The sequence below is a fragment of the Ignatzschineria rhizosphaerae genome (assembly GCF_022655595.1).
Taxonomy (GTDB): domain Bacteria; phylum Pseudomonadota; class Gammaproteobacteria; order Cardiobacteriales; family Wohlfahrtiimonadaceae; genus Ignatzschineria; species Ignatzschineria rhizosphaerae.
Window position 1 is genome coordinate 305,303 of sequence record NZ_CP093379.1, and the last position, 20,833, is coordinate 326,135.

At 39.1% G+C, this 20,833-nt stretch carries 21 protein-coding genes and 3 tRNA genes; 11 read left to right on the forward strand and 13 right to left on the reverse strand.

Annotated features, from left to right (window positions below):
* Position 1: 1 nt before the first annotated feature.
* Positions 2-928 (reverse strand): LysR family transcriptional regulator, encoded by a 927-nt coding sequence (locus MMG00_RS01350; protein ID WP_242150298.1) that lies wholly within the window; start codon positions 926-928, stop codon positions 2-4.
* A gap of 103 nt (positions 929-1,031) precedes the next feature.
* On the opposite strand from MMG00_RS01350, the gene MMG00_RS01355 reads away from it, so the two are divergent.
* On the forward strand, positions 1,032-1,763 hold the full coding sequence (locus tag MMG00_RS01355; RefSeq protein WP_242150301.1) for an MFS transporter: 732 nt from the start codon (positions 1,032-1,034) through the stop codon (positions 1,761-1,763).
* On the opposite strand, the gene MMG00_RS01360 is transcribed toward MMG00_RS01355, so the two are convergent.
* Complete coding sequence (locus MMG00_RS01360; RefSeq protein ID WP_242153261.1) at positions 1,742-2,545, reverse strand: integrase core domain-containing protein; 804 nt, start codon at positions 2,543-2,545, stop codon at positions 1,742-1,744. The two genes, MMG00_RS01355 and MMG00_RS01360, sit on opposite strands and share 22 nt — an antisense overlap.
* A 70-nt stretch (positions 2,546-2,615) precedes the next feature.
* Here MMG00_RS01360 and MMG00_RS01365 point away from each other — a divergent pair, with 70 nt between their 5' ends.
* Positions 2,616-3,119, forward strand: a complete 504-nt coding sequence (locus MMG00_RS01365; RefSeq protein WP_242150304.1) for a hypothetical protein — start codon at positions 2,616-2,618, stop codon at positions 3,117-3,119.
* Positions 3,120-3,186: 67 nt separating this feature from the next.
* Here the strand turns inward: MMG00_RS01365 and MMG00_RS01370 are convergent.
* From MMG00_RS01370 to MMG00_RS01385, 4 genes are all read right to left on the reverse strand, one after another.
* Positions 3,187-3,263 (reverse strand) — tRNA-Met (locus tag MMG00_RS01370).
* A 72-nt stretch (positions 3,264-3,335) separates the two neighbouring features.
* Complete coding sequence (locus MMG00_RS01375; protein WP_242150307.1) at positions 3,336-4,034, reverse strand: uracil-DNA glycosylase family protein; 699 nt, start codon at positions 4,032-4,034, stop codon at positions 3,336-3,338.
* A gap of 13 nt (positions 4,035-4,047) precedes the next feature.
* On the reverse strand, positions 4,048-4,290 hold the full coding sequence (locus MMG00_RS01380) for a hypothetical protein (RefSeq protein ID WP_242150310.1): 243 nt from the start codon (positions 4,288-4,290) through the stop codon (positions 4,048-4,050).
* A gap of 65 nt (positions 4,291-4,355) precedes the next feature.
* Positions 4,356-4,583, reverse strand: coding sequence for a hypothetical protein (locus tag MMG00_RS01385; protein ID WP_242150313.1), 228 nt, complete (start codon positions 4,581-4,583; stop codon positions 4,356-4,358).
* Between the two features lie 288 nt (positions 4,584-4,871).
* On the opposite strand from MMG00_RS01385, the gene MMG00_RS01390 reads away from it, so the two are divergent.
* A complete protein-coding gene (locus MMG00_RS01390; RefSeq protein WP_242150316.1) occupies positions 4,872-5,549 on the forward strand; it encodes a hypothetical protein in 678 nt (225 codons plus the stop codon).
* A gap of 79 nt (positions 5,550-5,628) precedes the next feature.
* On the opposite strand, the gene eco is transcribed toward MMG00_RS01390, so the two are convergent.
* Together eco and MMG00_RS01400 are read right to left on the reverse strand one after the other, a co-directional pair.
* Positions 5,629-6,102 (reverse strand): serine protease inhibitor ecotin, encoded by a 474-nt coding sequence (eco, locus tag MMG00_RS01395; RefSeq protein ID WP_242150319.1) that lies wholly within the window; start codon positions 6,100-6,102, stop codon positions 5,629-5,631.
* Positions 6,103-6,263: 161 nt separating this feature from the next.
* The gene (locus MMG00_RS01400; protein WP_242150321.1) at positions 6,264-6,443 is read right to left on the reverse strand and encodes a hypothetical protein; all 180 of its coding nucleotides are present in this window, start codon (positions 6,441-6,443) and stop codon (positions 6,264-6,266) included.
* Between the two features lie 117 nt (positions 6,444-6,560).
* Here MMG00_RS01400 and MMG00_RS01405 point away from each other — a divergent pair.
* Positions 6,561-6,642: transfer RNA gene (locus MMG00_RS01405), tRNA-Leu, on the forward strand.
* 67 nt (positions 6,643-6,709) lie between these two features.
* Here the strand turns inward: MMG00_RS01405 and MMG00_RS01410 are convergent.
* The 3 genes from MMG00_RS01410 to MMG00_RS01420 form a co-directional block, all read right to left on the reverse strand.
* Positions 6,710-7,090, reverse strand: coding sequence for a PAS domain-containing protein (locus MMG00_RS01410; RefSeq protein WP_242150324.1), 381 nt, complete (start codon positions 7,088-7,090; stop codon positions 6,710-6,712).
* A gap of 125 nt (positions 7,091-7,215) precedes the next feature.
* Entirely contained in the window at positions 7,216-7,434 is a 219-nt protein-coding gene (locus MMG00_RS01415) for an EexN family lipoprotein (RefSeq protein ID WP_242150327.1), read from the reverse strand.
* A gap of 230 nt (positions 7,435-7,664) precedes the next feature.
* A tRNA-Leu gene (locus tag MMG00_RS01420) sits at positions 7,665-7,748 on the reverse strand.
* A gap of 155 nt (positions 7,749-7,903) precedes the next feature.
* Between MMG00_RS01420 and MMG00_RS01425 the strand changes: the two genes are divergently transcribed.
* Positions 7,904-8,653: an SDR family NAD(P)-dependent oxidoreductase gene (locus MMG00_RS01425; protein WP_242150330.1), complete on the forward strand. Its 750-nt coding sequence runs from the start codon at positions 7,904-7,906 to the stop codon at positions 8,651-8,653.
* Positions 8,654-9,102: 449 nt separating this feature from the next.
* Here MMG00_RS01425 and MMG00_RS01430 read toward each other — a convergent pair whose 3' ends face one another.
* Both MMG00_RS01430 and mutS read right to left on the reverse strand, forming a co-directional pair.
* Positions 9,103-9,879: an alpha/beta fold hydrolase gene (locus tag MMG00_RS01430; protein WP_242150333.1), complete on the reverse strand. Its 777-nt coding sequence runs from the start codon at positions 9,877-9,879 to the stop codon at positions 9,103-9,105.
* Between the two features lie 345 nt (positions 9,880-10,224).
* Positions 10,225-12,879, reverse strand: a complete 2,655-nt coding sequence (gene mutS / locus MMG00_RS01435) for a DNA mismatch repair protein MutS (RefSeq protein WP_242150336.1) — start codon at positions 12,877-12,879, stop codon at positions 10,225-10,227.
* A gap of 101 nt (positions 12,880-12,980) precedes the next feature.
* Between mutS and MMG00_RS01440 the strand changes: the two genes are divergently transcribed.
* The 6 genes from MMG00_RS01440 (at position 12,981) to ligA (ending at position 20,832) form a co-directional block, all read left to right on the forward strand.
* The gene (locus MMG00_RS01440; RefSeq protein ID WP_242150339.1) at positions 12,981-14,603 is read left to right on the forward strand and encodes a TerC family protein; all 1,623 of its coding nucleotides are present in this window, start codon (positions 12,981-12,983) and stop codon (positions 14,601-14,603) included.
* The gene (hslO, locus tag MMG00_RS01445; protein ID WP_242150342.1) at positions 14,596-15,492 is read left to right on the forward strand and encodes an Hsp33 family molecular chaperone HslO; all 897 of its coding nucleotides are present in this window, start codon (positions 14,596-14,598) and stop codon (positions 15,490-15,492) included. Before MMG00_RS01440 ends, hslO begins: the two co-directional genes overlap by 8 nt.
* Before the next feature lie 114 nt (positions 15,493-15,606).
* Entirely contained in the window at positions 15,607-16,266 is a 660-nt protein-coding gene (locus tag MMG00_RS01450; RefSeq protein ID WP_242150345.1) for a flavin prenyltransferase UbiX, read from the forward strand.
* A 72-nt stretch (positions 16,267-16,338) separates the two neighbouring features.
* Entirely contained in the window at positions 16,339-17,430 is a 1,092-nt protein-coding gene (locus MMG00_RS01455) for an RDD family protein (protein ID WP_242150348.1), read from the forward strand.
* Between the two features lie 125 nt (positions 17,431-17,555).
* Positions 17,556-18,440 (forward strand): cell division protein ZipA C-terminal FtsZ-binding domain-containing protein, encoded by an 885-nt coding sequence (locus MMG00_RS01460; RefSeq protein WP_242150351.1) that lies wholly within the window; start codon positions 17,556-17,558, stop codon positions 18,438-18,440.
* A 358-nt stretch (positions 18,441-18,798) separates the two neighbouring features.
* On the forward strand, positions 18,799-20,832 hold the full coding sequence (gene ligA / locus MMG00_RS01465; protein WP_242150354.1) for an NAD-dependent DNA ligase LigA: 2,034 nt from the start codon (positions 18,799-18,801) through the stop codon (positions 20,830-20,832).
* The last annotated feature ends 1 nt before the right edge of the window (position 20,833 follow it).

Consider the following 20,833-nt stretch of genomic DNA (forward strand, 5'->3'; position numbering starts at 1 on the left):
CTTAAATATTGATGAGTGATGAGGGGCTACTTTCAGCAAGCGTTTCAAAATAGAGTAGTAAAGTATCAATAAATACCCGTGTTGCTGGTGAAAGATGTTTTTGTTGAGGATAGGCAAGAAGGAGCTCTAAGGCGGCAGGTTTCTGTGGAAGGGCGATAGAAACTAAGCGCCCATCATCAATTGCATCTTGGCACATCTCCTTTGTTAGTATGGCAAAACCTAAACCCGATACCGCAGCCTTAGCGGCTAGTAAACCACTATCTGCACAAAAATTGCCGGAGATAGTTAAATGCTCATAACCCCCTTGAGGAGTTATAAAGCACCAAGGTTTTTTATTAAGAGCGCTTGAGGTTGTAATGCAGGGGAGTTTGGTTAATTGTGAGATTCTTTTGGGGGGCTTAACTTTTGTTAAGAGCTTTGGTGATGCCACGACAATGCTCTCAAAGGATCGGATTTTACGAGTAATCATAGTGCTATCTAGTTGATCGCCACGGTGGAAAAAGAGGGTTAAATCAATATTATCTTGAAGATTAGTAGAGCCAAGTAAGTTGGTATGGATATTTAACTGTAATTGGGGGTGCTTTGCCGCAAAGGCAATCAGTATCTCCCCCAATAAGATCGGGCCACTTTCACTAGGAATTGCAATATTTAGAGTGCCGGTGAGCTCATTTTTCATTTCGCCTAGTTCTAGTGCCGCATTTTCTACCTCTTTGACAAGCGGCATTCCTTTATTAAAAAGAAGCTCCCCATATTCTGTAAGGCGAAGGCTACGAGTGGTGCGAATTAGTAGTTGGCAATTAAGCCGCTTTTCTAGTAGCGTCACAGCGCGGCTCACATTTGAAGTGGGCATCTCCAAAGCTTTAGCAGCCCTTGTAAAGCTACCAGCTTCTACGACATAGATGAAAATTTTTAAGGCGTTTAAATCCATTTCTATTATCCCATTATTGATAACAATAATATTCAAAAATGCTATCTAGTGATCAAAACTAGCTTTAATTATACTAGCTTTTTGTTTTGATCGATGGAAGTTTATGCGCTTATTAAAATTTAACCGAATCACGGTGATCACTCTTATTATTTTTGGTGTGCAATTTGTGAATGCGCTTGAGTATATGATGGTGACACCCCTTTTCCCCTTTATGGCCAAAGGGTTAGGGCAAACGGTAAATCAAGCCGGATATGTTGCAAGTAGTTATACGCTTGCCTCTGTATTATCAGGATTGGTGGGGTTTTTCTTGCTGGATCGTTTTAATAAAAAGCGTATCTTACTACTATCACTTTTGATGATCGGTTTTTTAACAAGTATGATTCCTTGGATAACGCATTTTAGTCTATTATTGAGTGTGCGTTTTATTACAGGAATGTTTGGTGGACTTGTATTAGGAACGGCAATGGCATTGCTATTAGATGCAATACCGCAAGATCAAAGATCTAAGGTAATTGCTTTTGTACTTACTGCTTTTCCGCTTGTAAGTATTGCCGGATTACCATTAATGCTTTGGCTTGCTGAAGTCTGGCATTGGCATAGTGCTTTTTATCTATTAGCCGTTATCTGTCTATTTTGCGCTATTGCCATAATATTTGGTATTAAGGATGATAAGCCAGTTCAAGAGGTAGAACTTCCTTTAAGGCCACAAATAAAGATGAGTTTAAGGTTACTGATAGCGGCTGCTTTGCCGGGAATCTCTAATTTAGGCACCTTTATGTTTATTCCTTTATTTGTTAGAAATCGGCGGGTTGTTTACACTTCAGTGTTAAAATAATTTTCTAAAACTTCATAAGGCGTTAAACCATTAATACCCTTATGAGGTTTTACTGTGTTGTAATAGTTCAAAAATCGTTTTAGCTTCTTTTTCCGATCATCTGAACTGATAAACTCCTCCTGATTATGCCACATTTCCATGAGTGTTCGAATGACTCTTTCTGCTTTTCCATTCGTTTGAGGGCAAGCTGGCTTTGTAAACTTTTGATTAATCTTATGTGTTAGACACATTTCGACAAAGGCATGTTCTGATGTACCTTTATACTCACGACCATTATCCGAATAGGTGCATTCTACAGTATAGGGACACTGTTCTAACAGATCCCATCGAAGAAATTCAGCAGCACTAAACTGTGATTTATCAGGATAAATACCGGCATAAAGTTCTCTTGAAAAATCATCAATTCCTACAAATAAATACTCTCTAGTGCGATTTTTAAGATCTCCTTTTAAAAGAGGGAGCCGTTTAGTATCCACATGGACCATCTCGCCAGGATAGTTTTTGTTATAACGTTTAGCCCTCTTTTTAAGTTTCTCTTCAATAGATTTTTCAATCTTTGCAAGACGTTTAATGCCATACTTAATTGTTCTATAACGTTCATTTTTACTAGCTAATGGCACAAACAAGTTCAATCTACCTTGTTTTAGTACTTTATAGATCGTAGGTCTGCTTACCATAAAACGCTCAGCTAGATAGGTTACGGTAAATTTTTCTTGATGATGTAATCGCCAAATCTCTTCTCGATGAAACGGCGTTAATTTTGTTTTTCGATGGATATTCATAACAGTATTTTCTCCTAATACTGTAAACAACGCGATAAAATCCTACACTTTATTAGTGCCGATTTATGAAGTGTTATTAAAGTTACCGGCAATAGAGATCCCATGGTTATTTTTTGTAGGTGGTTTGGGCGCACTTCTAGGGACGAAATTAGCGGGGAAATTTAGTGATCAAGCGGTAAAAAAATCTCTATCAAGAATGCCTCTTCTTATTATTGGTACAGCACTTTTACTACTAAGTTTGATGATGTTGATCTGGAGCGTTCCTGTTCGCTGGTTCGCTTACCTTTTTAGCTTTTTATTAATGTTTGCAACGTATCTTCGCTTTACTGTTATCACCATCATCTGTGCAGATATTCCAAAAGCCACAGAGCGAGGGGGATTTAATGCATTGCAAGCGGCTTTTAATCATCTTTTTGCATCTATTGCCTTTATTCTTCCGGCATTATGGCTACAAGATGGCGTATTTACGCAATCTCTCTTTCTTCCTATCATCTATATGGGCATTGTTATAGTTTTATTATTCTTACCACTCTTTAAAGGCGCTAAAGGGGTATTGAAAGCTAATACGAATTAGAGTGATCTTGTTAGAAATTAAAAAAAGACGCATGAAAAAAGCTCGTTAAAAAACGAGCTTTTTAATGTGGTTGCGGGAGCCGGATTTGAACCAACGACCTTCGGGTTATGAGCCCGACGAGCTACCAGACTGCTCCATCCCGCGTTAATGAAGATGCTATACTATACCTTTTTTTCATAAAGACAAGGGATATCTCAATTGTGGTTAATAATGACGCTAATTACTGTTTGGGAAATGGGTTTTCAATAGCTCATGGATCTGTTGCTCAGCAATTTTTGCTCCGCCATAAGAAGGATGTCGAATTTTTTTGAGTACAATATTATCTAAATGTAAGTTTTTATCGAGAAAGTTATAACTATCATTACCAAGACCAATAATTAAATCAGGCTGTATAAGGGCTATTTCTTTTAAAATAAAATCATGCCAAAGAGATGCGCGCTTTGAAAAATTTTTACGAGCTAGTTTATCATCGAACTCTTTGTTTTTAGTAACATCATATGTTTTAACAATATCACTGAAATAAATGAATGTTTTTTCATGGTTTAATAATTTCATTAGAGCTGATGTATATTTGTTTTTTTGAAGTTCTAGCGCAAAAGGGGTAGCAAAAACATATTTTTCGACACGTTCGATATTAAAATTTTTATGTGTATCTCTTGGTTCTAAGCCGAGAATCATAATTTTTAATTGAGCGGTGTTAATATTGCCGAACCAAACAGGTAGATCAACTCTTATATCTCCTACTTTGGTATCAAATGCAGATGTTGTTTGTGAGTTTTCTTTATATTGATAACCAAATAAGAATTTAAGATTATCAGTGTATGTTATAGGATCATTTTTAATTTTCTGTAAGAGCGTATTGTAAAACTCTTTGAAGCAAAATTTTTCTTGATAGAGGGAAAGGATTTTTTCCATAAGTGATTATCCTTTAATCTTCATCTCCAATGGCACCTGCGGGGATTTCTCCATATTTTGCGAGGACTTTTAATTCGCCATAATCGCCAGTTTCTTCATCATACTCTTGTGATACGGCAATAACGCCGGCTCTCATGCTAGAAAATTTATCGGCGCGTCTAATTGCTTCATCTGCACTATTACATTGAATAGCGGTATCTGTAATAAGCTGTGAGCCTTGTTTTGTGAAAGGCTGAACAATATATGCTGTTTTCATAAGAAATTCCTTTCTTAAATTAAATTGGTGATTGAGATTCTTTTTAGGTTTCTAAATGATCGTTTTTATTGTGCTTTTCTACGATCTCTCCAAGCTTGTACTTCTCGCTTTGTAATATCATTAGCATAGCATTTTGGTGTATATCCGCCAGGTTTACTATAAGCGCTTCTTCTCCCGCAATTACTACCATTTCTCGCCTTATTATAAGGGCAAGGGCAGTTTCCTCGATAGCTTTGAATAGATTCTTGAATGATCCGCTCTTTTACTTGAGCATCAGAGAGGTTACTCGCCATAGAAGTTGGGAGCAAGATAATACTGAAAAGTATTATAGAAAATAAATAATTTATTTTTTCCACGATATTAGACTATTAATAGTAATAAAACTTTGAAATTGGGAAGCATTATAGATTATTTTTTTCAGTGGAAAAGAGCAGAAGTATAATATAATTTGAGAGGGTTCAAGAATCACAATGATTCCTTCGCGAATATGGCTTATCTCCTATATAATATTTAATCTAAAATAAACGATTTAATATTTAGGTTAATTTTCAAGGTATAAGAGACATCTAAAGGTAAATTTAATGAATGCTAAAACAGGATTACTGCTTCTTTTAATTTCTATGCTCGTAGGCTGTAAAACAATCAGCGGAGCTATGGATGAAGAGGCGTTATCAGATGCTCAAGAGGAAGCAGTGATAGATGAGGTCGTCAATGAGGGGGAGAAGAAAGCTACCGAGGATCGTCACATCGAAGAAGTCCCTGAGGTTTTAGAAATTATTGCAGCAAGTAAAGAGACAGAATCTGGAAAGGTTGCTCCTGCTACAGTAAAAGCGCCAGCTAAGAAGCCAGAGATCGCTAAAGCTAGCAATGAAGAGGTATTAGATGAGGTTTCACCAGAAGAGATATCAGATGAGGTGGTAGAGAAGCCACTATTAGAAGATGCTTCTATTGCAGATATTTGTAATGAGTGGAAGAGCCACCGGGGAACGGCTAATAATAAATGGGTTGGGCAAAAGATCCATTTTCAAGGACGAATGACCAGTGTTTCTCATAGTAATCAATATGGAGATAGTAGTAATATTGTCTATATTGATGCCAATCAACTGGTTAGTCTTGGGGTAATGTTTAATAGCATTCGAGAAACATTAAGATTTAGTACAGGTCAGCCAATCTCTTTAAATGGGGAGTTATCAGAAATTAAGAGGGCTACAGGCGGAAGATGTCTTTTCATTGTCAAAAATGCAGATGTGGTGAGATAAAATAGTTGTAGTTAGTGAATATGAAAAAAGCGATCTTTGATAGATCGCTTTTTGTATTTGGCATATCGAATTACCAAGATTACTGTTTTTGAGCATCCATCTCTAAAACATCTGCTTGCCAGATTCTGTATTTTACAGAGACATCTTCAGGTGCATAAATCACAATCGGAAGTTTGCTGTTATAGCGAATGAGTGGAGAGTCTTGCATTGCCACAAAGGCTTCATGTTTACTATCTTCAGGGCATCCCATTAAAGTTGACATTGGTCCCATTAATTCAGAGATTTTATAAAAACTATATCCCCAACCCTCAAGGTTCTCTTCACTAATTGTGCCACCAAAACTTTGGTAGTTGCAATCGACTTCAATGGTCTTGCCGGCAATAAGTTGTACCTTTACGGCATCTTCATTAGCAAGTTCAGGGAGTTCAATGACGTAGCGAATCTCATCTTTTTTAGCTTCTGGAAATGGTTTTAAAGTGTCAGCCCCGTTTGCAGAAGCAACGGAGATAAGCATTGCGCCTGAGATTGTCATTAATAAGCGTGATAATTTCATACAAACCTCTTAAGTAATCATTGATAGGTCAGAAGTAATCAGTTTTAGAAAGTTAGATAACTTCAGCTAACCTTATTTTAGCACTCAACTTTAGGAGATGTATAGATGAAGAGGTCCGTGTAAGTTATAAAAAAGCCCCGTATGATTTCGGGGCTCTAAAATTATGCTTCATTAGCACTAAAAGCGGTGCCGCACTGATTGCAAATACGGTCCCCCGTTTTGCCAATTCCATCGGCATATTCTCTTAAGAGTGTTGGATGATCGCAAGAGAGATTAGGATCCTCTTCTTTCATCTTTTGCCATTTTTTATATAACACTTGAGCGTCTTTAATATGGATCATCGCTTGCACCTATAATTAAATGAAAATTAAGAATAATACAACTGTGGGGTTATTATTATCCGCTTCACTTTTGTTTGCTAAGAGGTAGATCAAGGTATTGTTAAATAGCGATAATTTACCGAAGTGGTGGAATGGTAGACATAGAGGATTCAAAATCCGTAGCTTAATAGGCGTAAGAGTTCGAGTCTCTTCTTCGGTTCCCTATTTTACTGCAAAATTATCAGCAATAAGAAGTTATAAGCTTTTTATTTAGGGGGCTTTAGAAACTATTCTTTTCGCTCTACTTCACGAGCGATAGCGACGCTACCAAGGACTTTGCCAATTTCATTTTTAATTAAAGCAAAGCTCATCTCTACATAAAGCCGTCTATCTGGATCTTTATGTAATATCCTTGTTAAAGTTGGTTTTCCCGATAGTTGAAGTTTACCGCTTTGTATTGCCATATTAAAACCATCCCAGTGCGCCTTTCGGGCTCTTTCAGGGATTATCAGGTTCATGTTTTTTCCAAGAACTTCAGTTTTAGAAAATCCAAACAGTTGGCAAGCGGCACTATTCCAGCGTTGAATATTTCCATGAATATCTGCATAAATGAAAGCATCACTTGCTTGCTCAATAATATATTCCGCAAGATTGTGGTCATGATCCATAACTTATCTCCTCTATTTATTATATTTATTCTACAAATATAGCATTTTCAAGGAGGATAAAAAGTTTTTAAAAAGTGAAAAGATCATTTAAACGATTACAAAATCAGGCATGATTTAACTACTTATTACCAAGCATCATGATTTGAGTCGATAGCTTCTTTCATGGTTTCACAGATATCTTCATCTTTTATTTCATGGTTATGGCATTTATTCATAACTTCATCTAATAAGGATTTATTATCTAAATAGTCTTGTACTGTCATTTTACGAAGATCTGCATATTCATCGCCGCAAGCTGTGAGGAAAAAGGCAGAGATAGAAGTGATGAGTATTATCTTTTTCATTATTAAGTTCTGTAATAGAATTATCTGTTTTAAATAAGTTTTTGATATTACAGCTTTTAATTTTTTAGTCAGTAAATATTATAATATTTTGCCCCTAGTTTGAACAGGATCTATTTACTCTTTTAATAACGTTGTGGTTAAAGAATCAGTAATGAGTAATAAAGTGGAGGGCTTTAATAAAAAATGGTTAACAAAAAAGCGATCCCTATAAAAGGATCGCTTTTTCAATTTGGTACCGAAGAAGAGACTCGAACTCTTACGCCTTTCAGCAGAGGATTTTGAATCCTCCGTGTCTACCATTCCACCACTCCGGCTCTATTTAAGTCAGCTATTTTACTTGGCTTAGCGCTTTTTTGTCAATGAAAAGTTTGAGTATTTTGTTGGATGTTATATTTGCTTGACCTCAAGTGTGGTTGAGATATTAAAGTAGTTGCTAATTAAATGATTTTACTGAGAATTTAAAGGTTATATGATGGCTGGAATGCGTAAGAAAGAGAGAGAAGGGCGTAATATTATTGTTTATGGCGTGAGTCGTGGCTTAGGAGCGGCGATTTTTAAGAAGTTTCCCAAGAGTGAAGATACGATTTTTGGAGTTTCACGTAGTACACCATCTTTTATTAATGATGCAAAAAGTAGTCACTGGATTGAGGCTGATTTAGGAGCGCCAATAGAGAGTACGCAGAAAATTGCAGAAGACTTAGGGGATATGCCTCTTGATATATTGGTTTATAACGTGGGGATTTGGGAAGAGAAGGCCTTTAGTGATGCTTATGATTTTGAGTCAGTGCCGGCTGATGAGGTCATAAAGATGGTGACAACGAATATCACTTCCGCCATCTTGCATATTCAGGCACTTTTACCAAATTTAAGACTTTCGGCAAATGCGAAAGTTATTTTGGTCGGCTCAACGTGGGGTTTACCTAACCATAAAGGGAAAGAGCTAGTATTTTCTGCAACAAAGTTTGCGCTTAAAGGTATGCTCGAATCTTTACGGGAGATTGTGCGTGAAGATAAAATCGGTGTTTCAGTATTGAGTTTGGGGTATTTAGCTACTGAGTTTGAGATTGATGTGCCGATAAAGAGAGTTTTAGAAGAGAGCCATTATTCAATGATTCCTTTGCAAGATGTTCTCTCTGCAATTGAGTTTATTGCGTCAACTTCTTCAGCAACTTGCGTGAAGGAAATAATCATGCCGGCAATGATTGATGAGAATGTTTAAGGTTTTTTCTAGACTTTGAAAGTCATTATTTTTGGTATTAAATCATATAGATCCACCATCATCACTTTTTATGATTTGTATCAGAGTCTTAAAAGGGAGAATTCGTTATGGTGGAGAAACTCCTAAATAACTTCAACGATTAGCTTGTGAGATATTTTAGATCAAAGGTTAAGTTAAAGTTTAAAAATTGTGTGAAAAGCCCCGAAATGCTTCTTGGTGAGGAAGGTTTCGGGGCTTTATGTTTTTTTAGATAATTGCTTTATTGCTTTATCAGTTTGTTGATAGCTGATTCGGTGTAAGAGGCATTGTTTTAAAAGTAAGGAAACTGCATGTATTAAATCAGCTTGCACGATGCCGGGTCGGGGGATTTTAGCTTTTCATAACCGATAAGCCAGCAATTTTATTCCGTGGCTTCTTCGGCGAAATTACTATCAGTTTCCTTTTGAGATTTACTCATTTTTTCCTAGAAAGTTAAGAATCGCTTTTACTACAGAATCTGTTTTTTGAGCATGCACCCAATGGCCAGCGCCGGCAATAACGATAGCCGAGGAGTTAGGGAGTTGTGCTTGAACTTCTGCTTGATATTCTCGCGTGACGTAACCTGAATCCCCACCAATAATAAAGAATGCTTTCCCATTCCATGTTGGAATTTTTTTCCAGCCAGAGATCGCATCATATTCTCTATCTAATACCGGAACATTAAAGCGGAGCTTGCCATCACGGAAGGACTTTAGGAGAAATTGAATGACAAATTCGCCTTCCGTAATATATTGCCGCATAATCTCGGCAGCTTCGCGTCGATCTGTTACACCGCTCTCATTAACGGCATTAAGTGCTGCTAAAATCTCATCATGACGGCGTTCTTTATAAGCCACTGGCGCAACATCAATAATGATGAGTTTATCGACTTTTTCTGGGATGAGTTTTGTCACGGTCATCACGGCTTTTCCACCCATTGAATGGCCTATTAAAATCACTTTTTCAATGCCAAGATGATCAAGTAAATGGACGATATCTTCCGCCATCACATCATAATTCATAATCTCGCTATGGAAAGATTCCCCATGATTGCGAGCATCTATTTGAATGGTGGTGTATTCCTCTAAACCTCGAGCAATCATGCCAAGATTATTCATATCCCCAAATAGACCATGCATCAGAAGAATTGGTACAGGATGTTTTTCAACTTCCGGTGTGGTGATTTTGTAATTAAGTAACTGCGTCATATCGTTCCCATTTTTATAATTTTAGAAGCTTGATGCATATAATCTGAGGGTGAAAGAGGGGAATTTCAAGGGATTCTTCAAGATCGTACTATTTGATAGTATTGAAAATGGGCTTGCATAGTCCTTAGATAGAGCTATTGCAGCACTTGTCAAAGCTGAGGAACTGGCATTTTTATGGTTGGCATAAAACCGTGAGAAGTATGCATCCCTCTTGTCTGCGAGATCCTTTTTATAGATAGCAAGAAAAGGATTGTATGAGATAAAAATGCCAGCAATCTTTTAATATTGCCGGCATTTTGTTTTGTTATTTAAGATTTTCAAGTGGTGGTTTAACGCTCAGTGAATTTAGCGAAGCTTCTTCTGCCAAGCATAGATCAGATCAAGCGCCATTCTTGGTGTGAGATCATTGGCATCAATAGCGCGAATCTCTTCTTCTACTTCTGATGGTGTTGGCTCCATAAAAAACGGAATCTCTGCTTGTGGGCTTGCTTTCTTTGCCGGCATTTTTTCAATGACTTCTGCGGGCTGATTAATTGCTGGCGCTTTTTGTGAAACTTCGTTCTTGCCATGGGTGACAGATGCGGCTAAGAAGCTTTGTTCTAATTGAGAAAGCTTCGTTTTAGCTGATTCAATAACGGCTTTAGGAACGCCGGCAAGGGCGGCAACTTGTAAGCCATAGCTCTTAGAGGCAGCGCCAGGTTTGACTTCATGCATAAAGATAATCTCATCTTTATATTCAACCGCATCAAGATGCAAGTTTTTAACGGTTGCGTAGAGTTCTTCAAGCTCTGTCATCTCAAAATAGTGGGTGGCAAAAATGGTCATCGCTTTTGCCTTTTCTGTGAGATAAACCGCCGCGCTCCAAGCCAGAGACAGGCCATCAAGTGTTGAAGTGCCTCGGCCAACTTCATCCATTAAGACTAAGCTCTGATCGGTAGCGTAGTTGAGAATTGTGGCGGTTTCTGTCATCTCAACCATGAAGGTTGATTGCTCAGAGTTTAAGTCATCTTGCGCCCCAATTCGGGTAAAGATGCGATCAATAGGACCTAGTTTTGCACTCTCTGCCGGCACAAAAGAACCAATATGTGCCATTAAAGCAATCAGCGCCGTTTGACGCATATAGGTGGACTTACCGCCCATATTAGGGCCCGTTACAATCAGCATATTTGATTGTGGATGAATGGAGAGATCATTAGGGATAAATGGGCGATTTAAGGTGCGCTCGACAATCGGGTGACGACCTTTTTTAATCTCAATACCGATCTGTTTACTAAATTCAGGGCGGCACCAATTGTAACGGTTCTTAAGCAGGCCAAGCGTGATAAAGATATCAATATTCGCTAGCGATTCACTTAAGAGGCGAAGCGCGGTTTGATGCGGTTCAATCTTCTCTAATAACTCATCCCAAAGCACTTTTTCAAGTGCTAAGGAGCGCTCTTTAGCGGAGAGGATCTTATTCTCAAACTCTTTTAATTCAGGATAGATATAGCGCTCAACATCTTTTAAGGTTTGTCGTCTGACATATTCTGTCGGTACTTTATCAGAATGCAATTTTGAGACTTCTATGTAATAGCCATGAACACGGTTATATCCTACTTTAAGTGTAGGGATGTTTAAGCGCTCACGTTCACTAGTTTCAAGATTTAAGAGAAATTGATCTCCTTTAGTACTAAGCTCGATTAATTCATCTAAATTTTGATCATAACCGGTTTTAATCACGCCACCATCACGAATTAGAAGGGGCGGTTCATCCACAATCGCTGTTTCAAGGAGCGCACAAAGTTCATTTTGTGGTTTAAGCCATTCAAGCCAGAGGGGATTAATAGCAGTAAGTTTTTCATTCTTCGTAATTTCAGCCGCAACTTCTGGCGTGTTTTGGAGAATTTTACGCAGCTGTGTTAAATCTCTTGGGCGCGCTGTTTTTAGGACAATTCGTGTGACTAAGCGCTCAAGGTCACCGATATTTTGGAGCGCCTCACGGATATTTTTATGTTGAGGTTTGCCCTCTAAAGATTCAATCAGATTAAGACGTTCATTGAGCACTTTATGATCGCGTAGCGGGCGGTTAAGCCATCTAGAGAGAAGTCTTGAGCCCATCGGTGTTTGGCACTCATCAAGAAGATCTCGCACGGTATTGTTGGTTTCCCCATAGAGCGTGCGCTCAATTTCTAAATTTCGGCGCGTTGTCATATCTAAAATGACCGCATCATCAATTGACTCAAGGGTGATTTGGTTGATGTAACTTAAAGGGTCTTTTTGTGTCTCTTTCACGTAAGTGAGAAGAGCGCCAGCAACATGGATTCCTAAATGATCTTGCTCTAGCGAAAAGCCTTGCAGACTTTGTGTTTTAAAATGTTCACAAAGTAGCGTGTAGTTACGAGGTTGATCAAAATGCCAATCGGGGAATGGGGTAAAGTGGCAAAGGTGGCGAATTTTTGCTGGCACTTTTAAAGATTCGCTATGGACGATTTCAGAGGGTTTGATTCGTAAAAGTTCAGCTGTCATCGCTTCTTCTGAAAGGGGCGGCATGAGGGAGAACTCAGCGCCAGCAAGATTAATCCATGCAATGAGCCATTTCTCTTCCACTTGGAAAAGCGCTGCGGTAATACTATCGTTTTTAGCATCTAAGAGATAATCATCAGTGAGCGTGCCCGGCGTTAAAATACGCACAACATCTCGCTCAACAGGGCCTTTGCCAGTCACTTCGCCAACTTGCTCACAAATGGCAACCGATTCGCCTTGCTTAAGGAGGCGAGCAAGATAGCTCTCTGAAGAGTGGTGGGGAATTCCTGCCATAGGAATCGGTGCGCCTGCTGAGTTTCCGCGCTGAGTTAAGGTAATATCGAGGAGTTTAGCGGCTTTTTTAGCATCATCATAAAAGAGCTCGTAGAAATCACCTAAGCGATAAAAGAGGAGCATATTCGGATAACGGTCTTTAATTTCCCAATATTGTTGCATCATCGGCGTATGTGCTTTGAGGTCTTTCATATTCTCTGTCATTCGTTATTTGCTTCTTTTTACTATTAAATTTATGAAAAAATCGTGTAAAATAGGAAATACTATTTTTTACTTGTATACCATACATTCTTAGAAGGAGAATCATGGAAGTATTTTTGGGATCCCTAGTGGATCCATCAGTTTGGATATCGCTCGTTATACTTCTTTTATTAGAAGTTATTTTAGGGATCGATAACCTCATCTTTATCGCAATTCTTGCCAATAAACTTCCACCAAAACAACGTAGCAGAGCACGAGTTGTTGGGCTCTCCTTAGCATTAGTCATGCGTATTGGTCTGTTGTCTATTATGACATGGCTCATTACTTTAACAGATCCGATCTATGCAGACCCTAATCATTATGCGACTTTTTCCTTCAATAACCTGCTGAAGTTTCTCGGTAGCTTCTCCTATAGAGACATTATAATGATTCTCGGTGGATTTTTCTTGATTCAAAAAGCCACAAGAGAGCTTCATGAACGAATTGAGGGCGAGGTTGATTTTAATAATAAATCCAAAAACTACGCAAAGTTTTGGCCTATTGTTATGCAAATCATTGTGCTTGATGCTGTATTCTCATTTGATGCGGTCATTACGGCAACAAGTATTGCCGATTATCTTTGGGTGATGATTTTAGCGGTTACCATTTCTATGGGAATGATGATCTTTGCCGCTAAAGCGCTTACAATCTTTGTGCATAAACACCCAACGATTGTGGTGCTTTGTTTAAGCTTTTTGTTAATGATTGGTTTAACCCTTGTGGTGGAAGGATTTGGCTTTGAGATTCCAAAAGGCTATATCTACGCAGCTATTGGGTTCTCACTCTTTATTGAGATTATCAATCAATGGATTAATCGTAAACAAGAGACGGTTCTTAACCAATATTCACGCCGAGAAAGAACGGCAAATATGGTGCTTCGCTTATTGGGTAATCAGCCAGATGAGTCTGATGAGGAAGATAGCGAAGAGAAGGGCGATGAAGAGATGCCAATCCTCTTTGGGGAAGATGAGCGCAACATGGTGAGCGGCGTCTTAACATTAGGGGAGCGAACTATTCGTTCAATTATGACGCCAAGAAATGATATTTCATGGATCAATCAACAAGATTCGAAAGAGAAGCTCCTTGAAAGCTTAGAAGAGAATCCCCATAATCAGTTTCCGATATGTGATGGCGCGCTTGATAATGTTAAAGGCGTAGCAAGATCGAAGGATGTTGTGATGGATCTCATTGAATTTGGAGAGATTCAGGAGCGAAGTATAAAACCTGTGATCTTCTCGCATCGTTCAACAAGTGTGCTCAAAATGATGGATATTTTCCGTGATAGTAAAGCGCATTTAGTGGTTGTAACCGATGACTTTGGCGGTGTTCAAGGGGTTATCACGTTGTTAGATGTCTTTGAAGCAATTGCTGGTGAATTCCCAGATGAGGATGAAGCCCTTTCTGTAGAGAAAGTATCCGATGATGAGTGGAATATTGATGCAGGGTGTGATCTATTGTTAGTTGAGCAAACCTTGAATATTCGCGGGCTTGTTGATGAAGATGGTGATTATAGCTCGCTTGGCGGCCTTATGGTCGATCAGTTCGATAGCTTACCTGAAAAGGGCGATTCCTTAGATATCGAGGGCTTTAGATTTACAGTATTAGATGTGGATGATAAGCGCATCTTAATGGTAAATGTGAAGAGACTTGAAGAGATGGCTGAGAACAAAGAGGAACAAAATGATTAATAGTAAAGACAAAACCGTGGATCTTTTAGACCGTTTTATCTTTGATAAACTCCCTATTCGGGGAGAGCGAGTATTATTAGAACATACTTGGCGGGAGCATTTAGTGCGCCGCAATTATCCTAAAAATGTTGAAAAACTTTTAGGGGAGTTGATTGCAACAACAGCGCTATTAGGCGCAACCATTAAAATTGAAGGTCGTTTGACGGTGCAAATTCAAGGAAATGGTCCTGTGAGTTTGCTTGTGGTACAGGTCAATCACCTTCACGGCATTCGTGCGACTGCCAAAATTGATGGGGATGTGGAAGGCTTAACGAGCTTAAAAGAGCTTTGTGGAGAAGGTCATGTAGTAATTACCATTGATGCAGAGCACTTTAAGCAACCTTATCAAGGCGTGATCTCTTTAACGGAAGAATCGATTGCTAAGGTGATTGAGTATTATTTTGAAACATCAGAGCAGTTACCAACAAGATTATTTTTAGCAACTTCTGAAAATGCGGCAGCAGGGTTAATGATTCAAAGATTACCTGGGGAGATTCATGATGAAGATCTCTTTAATCGTGCAATCATGCTTGCTGAAACAGCGAGTAAAGAGGAGCTATTAACGCTACCAACATCGGAGCTACTGTATCGTTTGTATGAAACAGATGAAGATCTTGCGGTACGTATTTTTGAACCAGATCAATACCACTTTGAGTGTAATTGCTCTAAAGAGCGCTCTTTAACGATGCTTTACCATTTAGGCGAAGAAGAGCTTCGAGAGCTTTTAAATGAGCAAGATGGCACGGTATATGTTGATTGTGAGTTTTGCGGTAAGCGTTATCTCTTTAGTGAGCAGGATGTGGATTTTTCACTTTGCACACCAGAAGAGCAAGCTAAGCTTGATGCTTAGTTGAGATTTAAGAAGAAGCGTTCTATGAAGGGATTTCATGGAGCGCTTTTTTGCTAAGATGAAAGGCGCTATTTGAAATGAAATGGATGTTAATAACGATAAGAGGAGCTGAAAATGACTCAGCAATTTGAGATCCCTGTAAAGCCCTACCGTGAGAGTGATCGTATTAGTGTGGCGCTATCAGGCGCTTCTGGGGCGCAATATGGTTTGCGCTTGATCGAAGTGTTAGTGGGAAAGGGATATCCTGTTAATGTGTTATTAACGCACGCGGCATTAATGGTTTTAGCCCTTGAGATGGAGATTCATTTAGGGAATTCTCTTAGTGAACAGAAAAAACGTTTAATGGCGCGTTTTAATATTGAAGATTCAGAGCTGCTTAATATTTATAGTGAGAAGGATTGGATGGCGCCATTGGCCTCAGGTTCTAATACTTCAAGAGCGATGATTATTTGTCCTTGCTCCATGGGAATGCTTGCAGCGGTTGCGACTGGGCAATCGAATAACTTGATCGAGCGCGCTGCAGATGTGATGATTAAAGAGCGAAAACATTTAATGTTAGTGGTTCGTGAAGCGCCATTTAATCAGATCCATTTAGAGAATATGTTGACGCTTAGTAAAATGAATGTCCAAATTATGCCGGCAAATCCAGGGTTTTATCATCAGCCTCAATCGGTAGAAGATATTATTGATTTTATGGTGGCAAGAATTTTAGATCAGATCGAAATTCCCCATGATTTAATGATGCGTTGGGGCGATAAAAAAGCCTTAGAATAGGCCACAATTGAGTAGTTGGAATTATTGTCAGCAAGATGACGAAACATTTGATAACCAAATATTAGGAATGCAATGAGTCAGATCAGTCAGAAGAACACGAAGAGATACCGTGTACGATTTACAGGAGAGATGCTCCCGGGCTTTACCCAAGAATCGGCAATTTTAAGTGTGGCAAAAGCTTATAGTGTGCCACCAGAAGATATTGCAAAATGGTTTGCTCCTGATGGTGTCACGCTTCGGGAATCTGCAACACAAGAGGAAATCGTTGGATTAGAAGGATTCTTTAATCAGCATGGTCTAAAGCTTTCTATTGTTGAAGTGATGCCTGAGATTACGCAAAGCCCTCAAGCTCAAGGTAGTGTTGAGGCTGTAAAAGAAGCAAGTGAAACGAAAGAAGTAGAAGAAGATTCATCTGCACCAAACTTAGAAACCTCAAAAGCTTTAGAAGATGCTAATACAGAAGCAGAGATAGCGAGGGAAGAGAAAGATCGCCGGGATGCTGAGAATTTTCAGCAAGATTATTCTGACAAAAATCCCCCAAAAGAGATCTCTTTAGAGGATCTTCAGCAGACTTTATCACGCTTAAAAGTGATGCTATTGCCGAAAGATCTTGAAGGCTTTGTGCCGGCAAGTTTAGGAAAACGTTTTGCGGCATTTATCATTGATTTTTTCTTTTTCGTGATCCTTTTTCAGCTCATTCTCTCTAATATCCTCGCTAATTTTGGGTTAGTGGATTTAGAGGTGATTAATCAGTATGTTGCGTTATTTAATGAGTCAGGCGGTTCATTAGAAAAGATGCTTGCCAGTCCTGAAATAGAGGCTTTATCAACACAGATCTTAAAAACGATCGGGCCTTGGTATATTTTACTATACTTTATCTATTTTGCAGTTCAGGAGCGTTATTATGGTGCAACGCTTGGAAAACGACTTTTTAAGATTCGAATTTTTAGCCTGCGCACGGGGAAAAATTTAACATGGAACAGTATTGCGATTAGAACGATTCTCTTTTTTATGGGAATGCAGTTTTTAACTTCATTGCCGATTGTGGGGATTTTCTTATTTGCAGGAACGGTTCTTTGGGCAATTCGTGATCCTCTCTATCGTCGTACACTTTATGATATGGTTGCCGGCACGGTTGTAGGATCAGTTCCTTCAGATAAATAAAATCATTGAGGTGCAGTAAAAATCTCAAAAATAAGGTAATATTTAAAGGGCTCGTATCTAATAAAGGAGATAAGGGCAAACGAACAGTATTTCCCATGTTTAAAAGTTAGGAAAACAGAACTATTATGGTCATTGTGTATATCTTAATTGGTATTCTTCTTATCGCAGCAGCAGTCTATTGGGTACGCCTTGAACGAAATAAGGCTGAAGATAATGTGACAGATAAAGTAGAGCCAGATTTAAATGGTCTTTTTGATGATACATCAAGTGTAGATCGTACGAATGATGTCAATAGGGATCAGTCTGCCGATATTAATGCGATAGATCATGATGATCTCTCTTATCGTCCTAAAGTAGAAACCGTTTCAGTAGAAGAGGCGCCCGTTTTCTCTCAAGAGATTAACGAGAATCTAGAAGAGATTGCTTTTGCCGATGAAGATCGTAAATCAACAGGTTTTTTCGGTAAGTTATCGGGTCTATTTCGTGGGAAGCGTACTGATATGGCGATCTATAGTGATGATGGGAATTTAATGCGCCCAGCATCCGTTGAAACGGTTGCGCTGATTTTAAGTGCTGCGCCCGATCAGCCTTATAGCTTTAAAGAGATTTTAACGGTCGCTCACGAGCTTGATCTTCGCGTTGAAAATGGGGGCTTTATCCAGCTTTTAACAACAACGCATTATGGAGATGAACCAATGTATTCTATTGGTCATCTATTGGGAGATGGTACTTTTGATGAGAATTTGGTGCGCTATCACTTAGATGATACAACGCCTGGGTTAATCTTCTTCTCAAAAATTCCAGGGCCAGATCCAGATATTAGTACGATTGAGCAACTTTTAGCGGGTATTCATCATTTTAGCTCAGCATTAGGGGGGAAGATTTTAGATACCAATCAACGAGTCATGAGTAAAGATGATCTTATTGAGCTCTTTCATAAAATCAATAAGCTTGATAATGAAGAGTGGGAGAGAGCTTATGAGGCTTATGAGACTCGTAATCGTGAGTAACTGACCAAATATTGAGATGGCAATTACAGTGATTGCGCTCGAAAAGTGCTATTATTTAATAGCACTTTTTTTATGGTTTGAAATCTTGTATTGATAAAATTATAGTCAATTCGGTTTAAGAAACACTATCTTAAAAATAAAATAGCACAGCATGTCAATCAAATCAGCTTGCACGATGTTCTGATAGAACGAGTCTTGCGTCTTTCATAACCGATGCTCGGGCAATTTGATTTAGGCGTTTTTAAACCGATGTTACGATTAGAAAGTTCAACAAGATCGTATTAGAAATAAGCCAGTTGTTTAGAAGGATCGAAAAGATGCTTCAAAAGGCTTGAATGAACAAAATAGAGGAATCAGCGTGAGTAACTCCAATAAAGAACGTATGAGTTTTTTAACGAAAGAGATTAATCGATTAAATTATAATTATCATGTACTGGATGAAACGCTTATTCCGGATCATGAGTTTGATGCGCTGTTTCACGAGTTAAAGGCTTTAGAAGAAGCTCATCCTGAGTGGAAAGACCCTAATAGCCCCACAGGAAAAGTTGGGGGGAAAGTTTTATCAGGGTTTACAGAAGTTCGCCATGAGCGCCCGATGCTCTCTTTAGATAATGCTTTTAATGAAGCTGATCTTGAAGGGTTTCATCAGCGAGTATTAGAGCGTTTAGGCGGTTCTATCACGCAGGTAGATTACTATGCTGAGCCAAAACTTGATGGTTTAGCAGTGAGCATTATTTATGAAAATGGGGTTTTAACACAGGCTGCAACCCGAGGTGATGGTGTTGTGGGGGAAGAGATTACAGAAAATGTGAAGACGATTCGTAGCCTACCTCATCAATTAGCGGGAGATTTTCCTCGAAGATTAGAGGTGCGAGGGGAAGTCTTTATGCGTAAATCGGTCTTTGAAAAGATTAATGATCGTCAGTTAAAAAGAGGGCAAAAGCCTTTTGCAAATCCCCGAAATGCAGCTGCTGGCTCGATTCGACAATTAGACTCTAAAATCGCCGCAGAACGAGAGCTCAGCTTTTATTGCTATGGAGTGGGGCTTTATGAAGCATTGCCCGTTGAAATTGAGAGTCACAGTGCGTGGCTAACTTATGTGAATACGCTCGGCATTCCGGTTTCCCCTTTAAATGAGAAGATTGCTGATTTTAAAGACTTAATGGCTTATTATCAAAAGACGGAAAGCTCACGAGATGAATTGCCTTTTGAGATTGATGGTGTGGTCATTAAAGTAGATAATCTACTGCTTCAAGAGCGGCTTGGATTTGTCTCTCGTTCTCCCCGTTTTGCCATTGCCGTGAAGTTCCCGGCAATGGAAGCGAGAACTCGTTTGCTTGATGTGGATTTCCAAGTGGGAAGAACCGGTGCTATTACGCCTGTGGCTAGACTTGATCCTGTTGAAGTGGGCGGTGTTGTGGTATCTAATGCTACCCTTCATAATCAAGATGAGATTACCCGGCTAGGGGTGATGATTGGGGATGAAGTGATGATTCACAGGGCAGGAGATGTGATTCCTAAAGTGATTCGAGTCGTAGTTGAAAATCGTGATGAAAAATCGGTGAGAGAGATTATCTTTCCAACAAATTGCCCCATTTGTGATTCGCCCATTATCCGCCTTGAAGGAGAAGCAATTGCGCGTTGTAGTGGGGGATTGACTTGTGATGCGCAAAAACTTGAAGGATTAAAGCATTTTGTCTCACGCACCGCGATGAATATTGATGGTATTGGCGGCAGATGGTTGGAAGTTTTATTAAAAGAGAAGGTGATAGATTCTATCGCTGATCTATACCATTTAGAAAAAGGGCGCTTATTAGAATTACCAAGAATGGGGGAGAAATCTGCTGAGAAAATGCTTCTTAGTATTGAAGGTAGTAAAACACCGGCATTTTCAAACTTTATCTACGCCCTTGGTATTCGCGAAGTAGGGGAAGCGACGGCAAGAACACTTGCCAGTCATTTTGAAACCTTACAAGATCTCATAGATACGGATGAAACGGTCTTAATGCAGTTAGAAGATATCGGTCCTATTGTTGCTAAACGGATTGTGGAGTTTTTTGCACTAGATCATCATAAAGAACTTATCCAAGCCTTAATAAATGCCGGCATTGAGATTCAATATCCGGCAAAAGTGGATGTCACAAATCATGATGCGTTACCACTTTTGGGTGAAACGTGGGTGATTACCGGCACGCTCTCAAAATATGATCGCAATGAGGCTAAAGATAAACTCATGGCGCTTGGGGCAAAGGTGACAGGCTCTGTTTCTAAATCAACGACAAGATTACTTGCCGGTGAAAAAGCCGGCAGTAAACTAACGCAAGCAGAAAAACATGGGGTAGCGATTGTTAGTGAAGAGGATTTTTTAGCGCTTTTAGGTGAAACCTTGTAGT